At 61.8% G+C, this 13,861-nt stretch carries 15 protein-coding genes; 7 read left to right on the forward strand and 8 right to left on the reverse strand.

Annotated features, from left to right (window positions below; translation table 11 throughout):
- Window positions 1-89 precede the first annotated feature (89 nt).
- The 7 genes from yidC (at window position 90) to DSM107133_RS15000 (ending at window position 6,183) form a co-directional block, all read left to right on the forward strand.
- Window positions 90-1,907 carry a membrane protein insertase YidC gene (gene yidC / locus DSM107133_RS14970; RefSeq protein ID WP_114293970.1) on the forward strand — a complete coding sequence of 606 codons (1,818 nt, stop codon included), beginning with the start codon at window positions 90-92 and terminating at the stop codon, window positions 1,905-1,907.
- Window positions 1,904-2,659, forward strand: a complete 756-nt coding sequence (locus tag DSM107133_RS14975) for an MOSC N-terminal beta barrel domain-containing protein (RefSeq protein WP_114293969.1) — start codon at window positions 1,904-1,906, stop codon at window positions 2,657-2,659. Before yidC ends, DSM107133_RS14975 begins: the two co-directional genes overlap by 4 nt.
- Window positions 2,659-3,309 (forward strand): ribosome biogenesis GTP-binding protein YihA/YsxC, encoded by a 651-nt coding sequence (gene yihA / locus DSM107133_RS14980; protein WP_114293968.1) that lies wholly within the window; start codon window positions 2,659-2,661, stop codon window positions 3,307-3,309. The genes DSM107133_RS14975 and yihA overlap by 1 nt, the downstream gene beginning before the upstream one ends.
- 48 nt (window positions 3,310-3,357) lie before the next feature.
- Window positions 3,358-4,218 (forward strand): acetylglutamate kinase, encoded by an 861-nt coding sequence (gene argB / locus DSM107133_RS14985; RefSeq protein ID WP_114293967.1) that lies wholly within the window; start codon window positions 3,358-3,360, stop codon window positions 4,216-4,218.
- A 65-nt stretch (window positions 4,219-4,283) separates the two neighbouring features.
- On the forward strand, window positions 4,284-5,078 hold the full coding sequence (locus tag DSM107133_RS14990; protein ID WP_114293966.1) for a sterol desaturase family protein: 795 nt from the start codon (window positions 4,284-4,286) through the stop codon (window positions 5,076-5,078).
- A complete protein-coding gene (locus tag DSM107133_RS14995) occupies window positions 5,075-5,695 on the forward strand; it encodes a ferredoxin (RefSeq protein ID WP_114293965.1) in 621 nt (206 codons plus the stop codon). The genes DSM107133_RS14990 and DSM107133_RS14995 overlap by 4 nt, the downstream gene beginning before the upstream one ends.
- Entirely contained in the window at window positions 5,692-6,183 is a 492-nt protein-coding gene (locus DSM107133_RS15000) for a histidine phosphatase family protein (protein ID WP_114293964.1), read from the forward strand. Before DSM107133_RS14995 ends, DSM107133_RS15000 begins: the two co-directional genes overlap by 4 nt.
- Before the next feature lie 21 nt (window positions 6,184-6,204).
- On the opposite strand, the gene DSM107133_RS15005 is transcribed toward DSM107133_RS15000, so the two are convergent.
- From DSM107133_RS15005 to crcB, 8 genes are all read right to left on the reverse strand, one after another.
- Entirely contained in the window at window positions 6,205-6,984 is a 780-nt protein-coding gene (locus tag DSM107133_RS15005) for an amino acid ABC transporter ATP-binding protein (protein ID WP_275890937.1), read from the reverse strand.
- A 15-nt stretch (window positions 6,985-6,999) separates the two neighbouring features.
- On the reverse strand, window positions 7,000-8,298 hold the full coding sequence (locus tag DSM107133_RS15010) for an amino acid ABC transporter permease (RefSeq protein ID WP_114293962.1): 1,299 nt from the start codon (window positions 8,296-8,298) through the stop codon (window positions 7,000-7,002).
- Between the two features lie 3 nt (window positions 8,299-8,301).
- Window positions 8,302-9,540: an ABC transporter permease subunit gene (locus DSM107133_RS15015; protein ID WP_114293984.1), complete on the reverse strand. Its 1,239-nt coding sequence runs from the start codon at window positions 9,538-9,540 to the stop codon at window positions 8,302-8,304.
- Window positions 9,541-9,676: 136 nt separating this feature from the next.
- On the reverse strand, window positions 9,677-10,693 hold the full coding sequence (locus DSM107133_RS15020; protein WP_114293983.1) for an amino acid ABC transporter substrate-binding protein: 1,017 nt from the start codon (window positions 10,691-10,693) through the stop codon (window positions 9,677-9,679).
- A 197-nt stretch (window positions 10,694-10,890) separates the two neighbouring features.
- Window positions 10,891-11,604 carry an ATP12 family protein gene (locus DSM107133_RS15025; RefSeq protein ID WP_114293961.1) on the reverse strand — a complete coding sequence of 238 codons (714 nt, stop codon included), beginning with the start codon at window positions 11,602-11,604 and terminating at the stop codon, window positions 10,891-10,893.
- Window positions 11,601-12,284, reverse strand: coding sequence for an HAD-IA family hydrolase (locus tag DSM107133_RS15030; protein ID WP_114293960.1), 684 nt, complete (start codon window positions 12,282-12,284; stop codon window positions 11,601-11,603). The genes DSM107133_RS15025 and DSM107133_RS15030 overlap by 4 nt, the downstream gene beginning before the upstream one ends.
- A complete protein-coding gene (locus tag DSM107133_RS15035; protein ID WP_114293959.1) occupies window positions 12,281-13,324 on the reverse strand; it encodes an RluA family pseudouridine synthase in 1,044 nt (347 codons plus the stop codon). Before DSM107133_RS15035 ends, DSM107133_RS15030 begins: the two co-directional genes overlap by 4 nt.
- Window positions 13,321-13,701, reverse strand: a complete 381-nt coding sequence (crcB, locus tag DSM107133_RS15040) for a fluoride efflux transporter CrcB (RefSeq protein ID WP_114293958.1) — start codon at window positions 13,699-13,701, stop codon at window positions 13,321-13,323. Before crcB ends, DSM107133_RS15035 begins: the two co-directional genes overlap by 4 nt.
- Window positions 13,702-13,861: the final 160 nt, after the last annotated feature.

The raw sequence follows: 13,861 nt of genomic DNA on the forward strand, positions 1-13,861 counted from the left end.
GTACCCTGAAACCCCGAATCCGCTTGACCTTTGGGGTCCACCTCTGTTGAACCCTGCGTGATATACAAATTGCGCAGGTGCCGGTCCCTATGGACGATCAGAACAAGAACCTCATTCTTGCAACAGCTCTCAGTTTCGTCGTGATCCTTGTCTGGTTCGTGATGTTTCCACCGCCCGAACCCGATCCGGTGGCCGAAACCCCGACCGAGCAGGTGCAGACCACCACAGATGGCACTGGTACAGTGCCAGCCGTAACAACTGACCAGCCCACAGCGGCGGCACCCGGCATTGAAACGCCTGTCGCCCCTGTCGAAGCACCCCGCATCAAGATCGACACCGCCCGCATGGACGGCTCGATCTCGCTGGCCGGTGGTCGCATCGACGACCTGCGCCTGAAAGATTACCACGTCACCATCGAGCCCGGCTCGGAAATCGTGACCATGCTGGCCCCCGTCGGCTCTCCCGATGCCTATTATGCCCTGCAAGGCTGGGCGCCTGCCGGCGATCTGGCCGCCGATGCGGTGCCGGGCCCGTCGACCGAGTGGACGCAGGTGGGCGATGGCCCGCTGACCGTCGACACGCCGGTGACGCTGGAATGGAACAACGGCAACGGCCTGACCTTCCGCCGCGAGATTTCGGTGGACAGCGAATATATGTTCGACATCACCCAAAGCGTGCGCAACGACAGCACCGCCGCCGTGCGTGCAGCGCCCTATGGTATGGTGGTCCGCCACGGCGAACCTTCGGGCCTGAAGAAATTCTTCATCCTGCACGAAGGTGCGGTGGCCATGGCCGATGGCGAATTGTCCGAAACCAAATGGGACGAAATCCCCGATGCCGACGTCGACCCCGCATGGGGCCGCCCTGCCATCGTGACCAATGGCGTCACCGAGGGCTGGATCGGATTCTCGGACCACTACTGGCAGACCATTCTGGTGCCCGAATCCGGCACAACCTTTGATCAGGCGCTGACCTATGACCAGGCCGCGAATGTTTACCGCGCCGTCACCCGTCTGCCCACGCGCACCATTGAACCCGGCCAGACCGTCACCAGCGAAACCCGCATGTTCGCAGGCCCCAAAGAATGGGAAGTCCTGCAAGCCTATCAAAAGGACGGCATCAGCGGCTTTGTCGACAGCATCGACTGGGGCTGGTTCTTTTTCCTGACCAAACCGATCTTCTGGCTGCTGCACGAGCTGCACAAGCTGATCGGCAACATGGGTCTGTCGATCATCACCCTGACGCTGATCATCAAGGCCGTGTTGTTCCCGCTGGCGTATAAATCCTATGTCTCGATGGCGCGCATGAAGGAATTGCAGCCCGAGATGGAGAAACTGAAAGCCGATGCGGGCGACGACCGTCAAAAGGTCCAGCAGGGCATGATGGAGCTGTACAAGAAGAACAAGGTCAACCCCGCCGCGGGCTGTTTGCCGATCCTGATGCAGATCCCGATCTTCTTCTCGCTGTACAAGGTGATCTTCGTCACCATCGAGCTGCGCCATGCGCCCTTCTTTGGCCCCTTCCAGGATCTCAGCGCGCCCGATCCCACCTCGATCTACAACCTGTTCGGCGCTCTGCCTTGGGCAGCCCCCGAGGCCGGAACGACAATGGCGCTGATCTTCATCGGTATTCTGCCGTTGCTGCTGGGCATCTCGATGTTCCTGCAACAAAAGCTGAACCCGGCCCCCACCGATGCGACGCAGCAGATGATCTTTGCGTGGATGCCTTGGGTGTTCATGTTCATGCTGGGCGGTTTTGCCAGCGGGCTGGTGGTCTACTGGATCGCGAACAACACGATCACGTTCACGCAACAATACCTGATCATGCGCTCGCAGGGGTACACGCCCGACATTCTGGGCAACATCAAGGGCGGCTTTAAACGCACCCCTAAGGATGCCAAAAAATGAGCACCGTCACGGCCCTGTGGCGCCATCCCATCAAAAGCCACGGGCGCGAGGCGATCCAGACGGTCACCCTGACCGCCGGGCAGACGATGCCATGGGACCGCACATGGGCCGTGACCCACGACAAGACCAAATTTGACGCGCAGGCCCCCGAATGGGTGGCCTGCCGTAACTTTATGCTGGGCACCCTGACGCCCAAGCTGGCGGGCCTGTGGGCCAAGCTGGACGAAGACACGCGCACCATCACGCTGACCCATGTCGATCTGGGCAGCCTCAGCTTTCGCCCAGATGATGCCGAGGACGTGCAGCGCTTTCTCACTTGGGTCACGCCGCTGTGCCCTGCGGACCGCCTGCTGCCAAATGGCATCGCAGCCGTACAGGATCGCGGCCTGACCGACAGCGCTTTCCCGTCAATCTCGGTGATGAACACGGCTTCGCACGCCGCCGTGCAGGACGTGCTGGGCCGGCCGCTGGAACAGGAACGCTGGCGCGGCAACATCTGGCTGGACGGCCTGGATGCATGGGCCGAGTTCGATTGGGTTGACCGTGATATCGCCATTGGCGGTGCCATATTGCGGGTGCGCGAGCGGATCAAACGGTGTATGCACACCGCTTCGAACCCGCACAATGGTGTGCGCGATGCCGACACGCTGGGTGCCCTGCGCGGGCAATTCGGCCATCAGGATTTCGGCATCTACGCCGAGGTGACCAAGGGCGGCAATATTTCTCTGGGCGACAAGGTCGAGGTTCTGTGATGCAGGTCAATTTCAAACTGGCGGAAGAGCCGGACCCCCAAACCGCCGAAAAGGGCCGCTTGCTGTTCGCGGGCGAAACCGTGTTCGTCAAAGGTGTGGTGGCCATGTCCGGCCTGCCCGATCCCGACCGCATGGAGGTCTGCTTTGCCGGCCGGTCCAACGTGGGCAAATCCAGCCTGATCAACGCGCTGACCGGCACCAAGGCGCTGGCGCGCGCCTCGAACACGCCGGGGCGCACGCAAGAGATCAACTTTTTCACCGCCGGGGATGAGCTGTATCTGGTCGACCTTCCCGGCTATGGCTATGCCAACGCGCCCTTGCAGGTGGTCGAGAAATGGCAGCGCCTGCTGAAACAGTACCTTGGCGGGCGGCAGACCCTGCGCCGTGCCTTTGTGCTGGTGGACGCGCGCCACGGTATCAAGAAGGTCGACGACGAAATCATGTCGCTGCTGGACAGCTCTGCCGTGACCTTTCAGGTGATCCTGACCAAGGCCGACAAGGTCAAGGAAGCCGAGCGCACAGCGATCATCGAACAGGTGCGCGGCGCCTTGGCCAAACACCCCGCCGCCTATCCCGAGATTGTCGTGACCAGCAGCGAAAAGGGTTGGGGCATTCCCACCCTGCGCGCTTTGATTTCGACACTGGAATAGCTTGCAGGCCCCACAGCCTTTGTCGATAACAGGGCACGAGGTAAGCACATGAGAAAGCAAGATATGAACCGCGACTGGATCGCCACAGCCCGCACACTCAGCCAGGCACTGCCCTATATGCAGCGGTATTCCGGCGCGCGTGTGGTGATCAAGCTGGGCGGTCACGCGATGGGCAGCGACGAGGCGATGGCGACATTTGCCGCCGATGTGGTCCTGATGCGGCAGGTGGGCGTGAACCCCGTGATCGTGCACGGTGGCGGGCCGATGATCAACGCCATGCTGGAGAAACTGGACATCAAGTCCGAGTTTGTGAACGGCAAGCGCGTCACCGACAAGGCAACGATGGACGTGGTCGAAATGGTCCTGTCCGGTCTGGTCAACAAACGCATCGTGCAGGCGATCAATGCCCAGGGCGGTCGTGCTGTGGGCCTGTCGGGCAAGGATGCGAACCTGATAGAATGTATCCCCACCGATCCCGCGCTGGGTCTGGTCGGCACGCCCAGCAAGATGGACCCGCGCATTCTGGAAACCCTGTTCGCGCAGGAGATCATTCCGGTCATCGCGCCGCTGGGGTCCGGTGCGAACGGCGAAACCTTTAACATCAATGGCGACACGGCAGCGGGTGCCATTGCCGGCGCGCTCAAGGCCGACCGGCTGTTGTTGCTGACGGACGTGTCCGGCGTGAAAAACGCCGAAGGCGAGGTCGTGACCGAAATGACCGCCGCGCAAATCCGCGAGATGACCGCCGACGGCACGATCGCGGGCGGCATGATCCCAAAAACCGAAACGGCGCTGGACGCCATCGCCTCGGGCGTGCGGGCGGTTGTTATTCTGGACGGGCGGGCACCCAATGCCTGTCTTCTGGAACTGTTCACCGACCACGGCGCGGGCAGCATCATCCGCCGCTGACACCCTGACGTGCTTGTGACGCGCCGCCGCTTGGCAGGCGCGCCCTGTGGCGCTACCTAAGAGCCATGGAACATGAAACCACCCTTCGCCTGAGCGTTTTTCTGGGCCTGTTCGCCCTTCTGGCGCTCGCCGAGGTGCTGATCCCCCGCCGCGCACGCGCACAGGGGCGCACAGGGCGTTGGGTGACCAACTGGGCCATCATCCTTGCCAGCACCGCCACCCTGCGCCTGCTGGCGCTCGCGCTGCCCTTGCTGGCCGTCGGGGCGGCGGTGGATGCGGCGGCGAACGGCTGGGGGCTGTTCAACCTGCTGCACTGGCCCGTCTGGCTGGAAATCACGCTGGCGGTGCTGATCCTTGATCTGGCGATCTGGGCGCAACATCTGGTGACACACAAGGTGCCACTGCTGTGGCGGCTGCACCGGGTGCACCACGCCGATGTCGATATGGACGTGACCACGGCAATCCGCTTTCACCCGCTGGAAATTGCCCTGTCGATGCTGCTGAAAATCGCGCTGGTCTATCTGCTGGGCCCCGCCGCGCTGGCCGTGATCCTGTTCGAAGTCATCCTGAACGGCACCGCCATGTTCAACCATTCCAACATCGCCCTGCCCGCGTGGCTGGACGCGCCCCTGCGCCGCGTGCTGGTCACCCCCGACATGCACCGCGTGCACCATTCGGTGCACCGCGCCGAGCATGACAGCAACTACGGCTTTTCCCTGTCGGTCTGGGACCGGCTGTTCGGCACCTACATTGCCCAGCCGCAGGGGGGCCATGACGACATGCAGACCGGTCTGGAATGGCAGGACGACCGCCCCGCCCGTCTTGGCTGGTCACTGGCCCTGCCCTTTGCGCGCAAATGACGCTGGCCGCGATCTCTGACACCTGCGCACAGCACGGGCTGATGGTGATGGGCGTCAGCGGCGGGCGCGTGCTGGTCGGCTGCGACGCAGAGTTTTGGGAGGTGTTCATTGCCAGCCCGGAATACCACGACGGCCTTGCCAACCCGCTGGATCGCTGGTCGAAACGCATCATCGGCGCCATGGCCGAAACCCTTGGCGCGACCACCGCCTTTCCCTCGGACGGGCCACCCTATGCGCCATTTATTGCTTGGGCGATGGACACGGGTCGCTTTTTTCAAAGCCCTGTGGGCATGATGGTGCATGATGTAGCCGGTTTGATGATTTCGATACGGGGGGCCCTGATATTTGACAACATTCCCGATTTTCCAATCGCCCATACAACCAGCCCCTGCCAAAGCTGCACCACCAAACCCTGTATTGCCGCCTGTCCGGTCGGGGCCCTGTCCGCCACACCCCCCTATGACGTTCCGGCCTGCAAAACCTACCTGCGCACCGAAGCAGGTGCCGATTGCATGACCAAAGGCTGCAAGGTGCGCCGCGCCTGCCCCGTCAGCCGGAAATTTGACCGACCCGATTCCCAATCCCGTTTCCACATGAAAGCCTTTTGCCCGACATGACCTGCACCCTGATCCTGATGCGCCATGCCAAATCCGACTGGAACCACGACGAGCTCAGCGACCACGCCCGCCCCCTGAACGCACGCGGACGCTATGCGGCCACCGCCATGGGCAACTGGCTGAGGGCACAGGGCCATCTGCCGGACGCTGCGCTGGTATCGTCGGCGGCGCGCACCGTCGAAACCTTTGAACGGCTGGGCTTTGACGTGCCTGCGGCGATAACCCGCGACCTGTATCTGAAAAGCAGCGATGTGATGTTCGGCCTGCTGCGCAAAGCCACCGCCTCCACGGTTCTGTTGCTGGGCCACAATCCCGGTATCGGTGACATGGCATGGCGGCTGTGTGCCACCCAGCCCGTGCACCCGCGCTATGCCGACTATCCCACCTGTGCCACGCTGGTGGTGCGGTTCGATGTCGACAGCTGGAAAAGCATCGGCTGGCACACAGGCCAGCCGATGGATTTTGCCGTTCCCGGCGATGTGATGTAGGCCGCGCCCGCAGGCGTACCCTTAGTGCCCGAGGATCTGGCTGAGGAACAGCTGGGTCCGGGGCGACTGCGGGTTGTTAAAGAACTCTTCGGGCTCGTTCTGTTCCACGATTTGCCCCTGATCCATAAAGATCACGCGGTTCGCCACCTGACGGGCAAAGCCCATCTCGTGCGTGACGCACAGCATGGTCATGCCCTCTTCGGCAAGCTCGATCATGGTGTCCAGAACCTCCTTGATCATCTCGGGGTCCAGCGCCGATGTGGGTTCGTCGAACAGCATGATGCGCGGACGCATGCACAGGCTGCGGGCGATGGCCACACGCTGTTGCTGACCGCCCGAAAGCTGGCCGGGGTATTTGTCGGCCTGATCGGGGATCTTCACCTTTTCCAGGAAATGCATCGCGATTTCCTCGGCTTCCTTCTTGGGCGTCTTGCGCACCCAGATCGGAGCCAGCGTGCAGTTTTCCAGAATGGTCAGATGCGGGAACAGGTTGAAGTGCTGAAAGCACATGCCAACCTCGGACCGGATCTTGTCGATGTTCTTGAGGTCCGAGGACAGCAATGTGCCATCCACTTCGATCGACCCTTTCTGATGCTCTTCCAGCGCGTTGATGCACCGGATCAGCGTCGATTTCCCCGAGCCCGAAGGCCCGCAGATCACGATGCGTTCGCCGCGATTGACCGTCAGGTCGATGTCGCGCAGCACATGGAACGATCCGTACCATTTGTTCATCTTCTGGATCGAAATCGCCACCTCGTCAGAGACGGCCATTTGGGCGGGGGTCTTTACGGCTTCAGTCATGTCTGAACCTTTCTCTTAACGGTGGTCTGTCGCAAGACGGCGTTCCAGCCACTGCGAATATTGCGAAATGCCGTAGCAAACGACAAAGAACAGCAGCGCGGCAAAGCCCAGCAATTCCCAGTAAACGCCGTTCCAGTCAGTCGAGGCCAGAATCGGCCCCCGGATCATGCCGACCAGGTCGAACATGGAAATCACCGAAACCAGCGTGGTGTCCTTGAACAGGCCCACCGCGATGTTGACGATGCCGGGGATCGAGATTTTCAGCGCCTGCGGTAGAATGATCAAACGCATGGCCTGCGCATAATCCAGCCCCAGACTGTCGGCCGCCTCGTACTGGCCCTTGGGCAGGGCCGCCAGACCGCCCCGGATCACCTCGGCGATATAGGCCGAGGAGAACATGGTGATCATGATGACCACACGCAGGAACAGATCAACCGTCGATTCAGGCGGGAAGAAATAGGCCAGCATCACGCTTGCCACGAACAGCAGGGTGATCAGCGGCACACCGCGAATGAATTCGATGAACACCACGCTGACCCATTTGATAAACGGCATCGACGATTGCCGCCCCAACGCCAGCGCGATGCCGATGGGCACCGACAGCGACACACAGGTTACACCCAGCATGAAGTTCAGCATATAGCCGCCCAGATCGCGGCTTGGCACCGCTTCCAGCATCGACGTGGGTCCGCTGGTCCATTCGACCAGATAGCCGCCGATGAACCATGTCACCGCTGCCGCCGCCACGCCGCCAAAGAAACCGCCGGCAAAGCTTTGGGTGACCAGACGGGCATAGACCAGATAGCCCACGACAACGCCAACAAAGGCAAAGACAGGCACCAGAACCGGACCGCCCCAGATCAGCCAATAGGCCAGAAACGGAAAGACTGCTGTAAAGGCCAACATCTTGCGCGGCAGATCAAAGAACAGCACAGGCGCCACCGCAACAAAGAACAGTGCAAAGGCCAGTGTCGGACGCCAGTACTGATCCGACGGGTATTTGAAGCCAAAGAACAGCTGCGACCAGCGGTCGACCAGAACAGCAAAACAGCCGCCTGTCTCACCCGCCAGAATCTCGCGGCATTCAGACAGGCTGCTGGCGTTCCACACCCCGTTCAACAACCACGGCAGCACCCCCGACAGCACCAGATAGATCACATAAAGCGATACCAGCGTCAGCAGGCCGTTGGCGGGCGTGGCAAACAGGTTCTCTCGGCCCCATTTATAGATGCCCCGTTCGGCCACGGGCGGCTCCGCCTGCGGCAAGGTTGTTTCACGCACGAAGCGGATGGATTCTGCATGTGTATCTGACATGGCTCAGCGCTCCTTCAGCTTCATGTTGTTGTTGTAGACGTTCATGAACGCCGAAATCAGCAACGAGATCGTCAGATAGAACAGCATCAACAGCAGCACGCATTCGATCGCGCGGCCTGTCTGGTTCAGGGTGATCCCGCCCAGCGTCGCCGTGATGTCGGCATAGCCCACCGCGATTGCCAGTGACGAGTTCTTGGTGATGTTCAGATACTGCGAAATCAGCGGCGGGATGATGACCCGCAGGGCTTGCGGCAGCACCACAAGGCCCATGACACGGCGCGGACGCAGGCCCAGGGCGGCGGCAGCTTCGGTCTGGCCCTTGGACACGGCCTGAATACCCGCACGGACGTTTTCCGCAATAAAGGCACCGGTATAGATCGACAGGGCAAACCACAGCGCAATCAGCGGACCGCCAACTTTCAGGCCACCCTGAAAGTTAAAGCCCTTGAGCGCAGGGTAATCCCAGGTCAGACCCAGTGCAAACAGCACCACGATGATCGGCACGAACCAGATACCAAGGTTCACCCACAGCGTATTGGGACGCAGGCCGGTGGCCGCCTGTTTGGCATTGGCCGACGCCGTGACGGCGCGCGTTCCAAACAGCGACCCCAGCAAAACCGCGATAACCAGCAACCAGTTCAGCGCGCCATTGCCCTCGGCACCGAAACCGCGTGTGAAATAGGGGCCGGGAATATAGACCCCGCGGTTGGTAAAGGCCGCAAGATCGAACAGCATCGTGCTGTCGGGGTTCTCGCCACGGAATGCGCTGGGTGCAGGCAGCACCGCTGTCATGATGGTGAAAATGATGATGATCCAGATCAGCACCGGAATGTTGCGGAAAATCTCGACGTAAAACGCCATCAACTTGCGCACCAGCCAGTTTGGCGACAGCCGCAGCACACCGGCCAGAACGCCAAAGATGGTGGCGGTGACACAGGCCAGAAAGGCCACCAGCAACGTGTTCAGAATGCCGACAACCGCCGCGCGCCAGTTGCTGGACTGGCTGGAATAGTCGATCAGCGTCTGGTTGATGTCATAGCCGGCGGTATTTCCCAGGAAGTCATAGGAAATATTCAGACCCGCAGCGCGCAGGTTGGCGGCGACATTCGAATATAGGTACAAAAAGCACAGCCCCAGAACGATGGCCGCAATCGCCTGCAACGTCAGCGAGCGATAGCGCGAATCGTACAGCAGCATAGATGGCCGGAACGCACCCTTGGGGGGGTCGGTGAGTGTTGTCATGAAACTGTTCCCTGTGTCCCGTGCCTGTGCATCTTTTGATGCTTCTTCCGGCCGGTTCATTTTGTCGTCTTTGTTCGGCAACTATGCCGGTTGCGCAAAGGGCGCGGGGGTGTCCCGCGCCCTTTGGCAGTTCAAATTAACGGAACGGAGGCGCGTACATCAGGCCGCCGTTCGTCCACTGTGCGTTCAGGCCACGGGCCAGACCGATGGGTGTTTCTTCGCCGATGTTCTTGGCAAAGATTTCACCATAGTTGCCGCCAACCGCGATGGCCTTGGCAGCCCAGTCCGCGTCAACGCCCATCATTTCACCCAGCGTACCTTCGGTGCCCAGAAGACGCTTGATCTCGGGGTTGTTGGTGCTGTTGCCGATTTCGCCGACATTGGCCGAGGTCACGCCCAGCTCTTCCGCAGCAATCAGGGCGTTCAGCGTCCAGCGCACAACGTCACCCCATTCATCATCGCCGTGACGGACCAACGGGCCCAGCGGCTCTTTCGAGATGATTTCAGGCAGCAGGATGTGGTCGCCGGGGTTTTCGAATGTGGCGCGTGAAGACGCCAGACCCGATGCGTCGGTTGTGTACACGTCACAGGCACCAGCCAGATACTGCTGTTGCGCTTCGGCGTTGGTTTCGATCGGCACCGGCTCGTAGCTGATGTTGTTGGTGCGGAAGAAGTCCGCCAGGTTCAGCTCGGTTGTTGTGCCGGTCTGGATGCAGACAGTCGCGCCGTCCAGATCCTTGGCTGACGAAACGCCCAGCGCCTTGGGCGCCATGAAGCCCTGACCGTCATAATAGTTGACGCCGACAAAGGTGAACTTCAGATCGACATCGCGCGAGAAGGTCCATGTGGTGTTGCGCGCCAGCATGTCGATTTCGCCCGACGCCAGCGCGGTAAAGCGTGTTTTGGCGGTCGTTGGAACAAATTCAACAGCGTCGCCGTCACCCAGAACAGCCGCAGCAACCGCGCGGCACAGATCCACGTCGAAACCTTCCCAGCGGCCGTCAGCGTTGGGCGCACCGAAACCGGCAAGACCGGTCACAACACCGCAGTTCAGCTTGCCGCGTGCCTTGACGTCATCAAGTGTTCCAGCTGCTGCTGCACCGGCCGCAAAGCCGGCGACTGTCAACGCGCTAAAAATTATCGTTTTTTTCATTTTTACCTCTTCCTGATTTTCCACCCCGTTCGGGTGACGCAACCGGCTTTTGCAGCCCGAAGCAATAACGAACAAGGGCAAGACCCTTGCTGATAGGCCCGAGTGTGGTCGGATTCAGCTTGCTACGTCAAGGGGAGGAAACGGGAAAACAAAGCATTAGAACCGACAGCGGCCCAAGTTTCTTGTGTGCAGCGGAATTAGCCCGCCCGATGGGCATCCACAAAGGATTTTGCGTGCAAAAACGAGGCCTTCTTGATCGCGGCTTCGGCGTCGGCCTCGTCGTCATTGCCCCAGAACTCGGCCTGCCACTCCTCGTCCAGACGTGACAGGTGCCACAATTCCGAGGCTTCCCTTGCGTCGTGCAAGGCTGCAAAACCGATAATCAGCGACCCCGACAGGCTGACAAGATCATGAAATCCGGTCAGTTCAAAGGCATCCAGCGCGTGTGTGCGCTGCGCCAAAGCCGCCAACGCCGACGGGTCTTGTGGCACATGCATGACCCCTTGCAGGGTCGCAAGCTTTACATTCAGCGCCACATGCGCCCAGTCCAGCAGCGGGTCCCAGCGTTCGGCCTGACGGGCCACCAGACCCTCGGGGCTGGCCGCGCGGTAACACAGCAGATCGGCGTCGCCATAGGCTGCCACCAGATCGGCCACCTCGGCGTGTTGCACGTGCACCTTGTCGATGGCCGCGTTGGCGCTGCGGGTGAACGGCATGGTGGTGGGGTCGACCGTGCCCTCCTGGGCGGCCCATTCATCGGCAATCGCCTGCGCCATTCTGCGCGACGGCACCACCAGCGGCGCCTTGGCCGGGGTTTTCACACCACGCCCGTCCAGTGCCACGCCAAAGCCGCCCTCGGCTTCGGTCACTTCGGACCTGGTCCAGAACTTCTTTTGCTTCCACTCGCTCATACGGGCAGGCTCCATTGTGTCGTGATCGTGCTGTGCAGGGCGTCAAAGTCCTGCACGATGTGGGTGGCTGCCGTGAGGGCAGCAGGCGCGTGATAGCCCCATGTGACGCCAATGCCCGCCACACCGGCGGCCTGCGCCATGTCCATGTCAAAGCTGGTGTCGCCCACCATCACCGCATTGGCCGCATCAACGCCCGCCTCGCTCAGGGCGGTGTGGATCATCGACGGATGCGGTTTCGACGGATGGAAATCGGCGCATTGGCGGGTGACGAACATCCGCTCCAGCCCGTGCGCCTCGATCAGCGCATCAAGGCCGCGTTTGGATTTGCCCGTGGCGACGCCCAGCAGGATGTCGTCGTGCTGGTGCAGCTTTTCCAAGGTCTCAAGCGCGCCCGCATACAGGGGCGAGGCCGCCGCCGCGCCGTGCGACAGGCGCATGTCCATGTAGCTGTCCTTGTACCCCTGCACCAACGCGCCATGTTGCGCACCGGACAGCGTGGGGGCCAGACGCGGCACTGCAACATCCAGCGACAGCCCCACGATGCCAAGAATCGCCTCGCGCGTGGGCACCGCGGCCCCCAGCGCCTGAAAGGCCGCCGTCATCGAGGCCACGATATGCCCCTGACTGTCGACCAGCGTGCCGTCCACGTCGAATATCACCAGCCGCAGCGGTGCCGTCATTGCAACGACTCAAAGGGGTCTTCTGCGGCCAGATCCTCGGTCCAGCCAAAGGTCTCCCAGCTGTGGGCCATGTGGTCGGGCAGTTCCGCCGTGATCGTGATCACCTTGCGGGTGTGGGGATGCTCGAACCGCATCATCCGCGCGTGCAGGTGCAGTTTTTTCGAGATGATCCCGCCCAGTTGTGCGCCCCAGCCGTCGCCCAGGTTTTCCTGACCCGAACCGCCGTATTTGCCGTCACCGACAATCGGGTGGCCCACTTCGGCCATATGCGCGCGCAGCTGGTGGGTGCGGCCTGTGATCGGCTCCAGTGCCACCCACGACGCGCGCGACCCCACGCGGAACAGCGTAGCATAGAGGCTGTGGGCCCGTTTCGCGCCCGGCGTGCTGTCCACGTCGCGCGGATGCACCGCGATCATCTTTTCGCCCTCGCCGCCCTTGCCGTGGCCACCGGCCTTGACCAGCCCGTAACGGACCTCGCCCAGATAGGGCGTGGGCACACCGGCGACGATGGCCCAGTAAATCTTGCGGGTTTCGCGGTGGCGCATCGACGCGGTCAGCGCCTTGGCCGCCAGCCGCGTGCGCGCCAGCAGCAGCACGCCCGACGTGTCGCGGTCCAGCCTGTGCACAAGGCGCGGCTTTTCCTCGGCATCGAAAATCAGCGCATCCGACAGCGCATCGACATGGCGATCCGCCTGCCCCGATCCACCCTGCACGGCCAGACCGGGGGGCTTGTTCAGCGCGATCACATGATCGTCGCGGTAGATCACACAGTTGCGGATCATCTTGGCATCGGCATCCGAAATCCGCGTGCGCTGGATCACCGGCGCGGCTTCGTCGGGCAGCGGCGGAATGCGCACGCTTTGCCCCGCCTCAAGACGGGTCGCGGATTTCACCCGCCCGCCTTCGACACGGATTTCACCCTTGCGGCAGAATTTCTCGATCATGCCCTGGCTGACCTGCGGAAAGCGTTTCTTCATCCAGCGGTCCAGGCGCTGGTCGGCCTCGTCCGGGGCCACGGTGACGGTTTGAACACGGCTCATACAAAAGCTCCTCGGGCAAGTATCATGCCCAGCATCAGGCCCAGCACCGAACACCCCACGGACAGGGTGACATAGGCCGCGGCAAGGCCGAACTGGCCCCGCTCGATCAGGCCGACGGTTTCCAGCGAAAAGGCGGAAAAAGTGGTGAACCCGCCCAGCAGCCCGGTCATCACCAGGGGCGACAGATGCGTCAGCCCCCGCTGCGCCGCAGCCACCACGAATACCCCCATCAGCACCGACCCGATGACATTCACCCCGATGATCGCAAGGGGGAATTGGGTCGCACCAACCACGCGCATCACGGCCACGCCAAACAAATAGCGCAGGCTGGCACCGATGGCACCGCCGAGGGCAACGAGGGTCAGGGTCGAGATCATGGCGCGTCCATCGCGCGGCCACGCGGAAGAGTCAAGTTTTCCTCGGCTTTCGCCTGCCGGAACGCTTTGGCAGGTCCGGCGCGGAGCCTGCATCCGCTCAGCGCGCCGTGTCAGGCAAACCCCGCACAGGTCCAGCCAGTCACCAAACCGCGCAGCGTCA

The sequence above is a fragment of the Pseudosulfitobacter sp. DSM 107133 genome (genome assembly GCF_022788695.1).
Lineage (GTDB): Bacteria > Pseudomonadota > Alphaproteobacteria > Rhodobacterales > Rhodobacteraceae > Pseudosulfitobacter.

What these genes read in the sequence shown, in the direction of transcription:
- yihA (WP_114293968.1), top strand. Translation starts at nt 2,659, where the DNA reads ATGCAGGTCAATTTCAAACTGGCGGAAGAGCCGGACCCCCAAACCGCC.
- DSM107133_RS15000 (WP_114293964.1), top strand. Translation starts at nt 5,692, where the DNA reads ATGACCTGCACCCTGATCCTGATGCGCCATGCCAAATCCGACTGGAAC.
- DSM107133_RS15005 (WP_275890937.1), bottom strand. Translation starts at nt 6,984, where the DNA reads ATGACTGAAGCCGTAAAGACCCCCGCCCAAATGGCCGTCTCTGACGAG.
- crcB (WP_114293958.1), bottom strand. Translation starts at nt 13,701, where the DNA reads ATGATCTCGACCCTGACCCTCGTTGCCCTCGGCGGTGCCATCGGTGCC.
- DSM107133_RS14990 (WP_114293966.1), top strand. Translation starts at nt 4,284, where the DNA reads ATGGAACATGAAACCACCCTTCGCCTGAGCGTTTTTCTGGGCCTGTTC.
- DSM107133_RS15035 (WP_114293959.1), bottom strand. Translation starts at nt 13,324, where the DNA reads ATGAGCCGTGTTCAAACCGTCACCGTGGCCCCGGACGAGGCCGACCAG.
- DSM107133_RS15010 (WP_114293962.1), bottom strand. Translation starts at nt 8,298, where the DNA reads ATGTCAGATACACATGCAGAATCCATCCGCTTCGTGCGTGAAACAACC.
- DSM107133_RS15015 (WP_114293984.1), bottom strand. Translation starts at nt 9,540, where the DNA reads ATGACAACACTCACCGACCCCCCCAAGGGTGCGTTCCGGCCATCTATG.
- yidC (WP_114293970.1), top strand. Translation starts at nt 90, where the DNA reads ATGGACGATCAGAACAAGAACCTCATTCTTGCAACAGCTCTCAGTTTC.
- argB (WP_114293967.1), top strand. Translation starts at nt 3,358, where the DNA reads ATGAGAAAGCAAGATATGAACCGCGACTGGATCGCCACAGCCCGCACA.
- DSM107133_RS14975 (WP_114293969.1), top strand. Translation starts at nt 1,904, where the DNA reads ATGAGCACCGTCACGGCCCTGTGGCGCCATCCCATCAAAAGCCACGGG.
- DSM107133_RS15030 (WP_114293960.1), bottom strand. Translation starts at nt 12,284, where the DNA reads ATGACGGCACCGCTGCGGCTGGTGATATTCGACGTGGACGGCACGCTG.
- DSM107133_RS14995 (WP_114293965.1), top strand. Translation starts at nt 5,075, where the DNA reads ATGACGCTGGCCGCGATCTCTGACACCTGCGCACAGCACGGGCTGATG.
- DSM107133_RS15020 (WP_114293983.1), bottom strand. Translation starts at nt 10,693, where the DNA reads ATGAAAAAAACGATAATTTTTAGCGCGTTGACAGTCGCCGGCTTTGCG.
- DSM107133_RS15025 (WP_114293961.1), bottom strand. Translation starts at nt 11,604, where the DNA reads ATGAGCGAGTGGAAGCAAAAGAAGTTCTGGACCAGGTCCGAAGTGACC.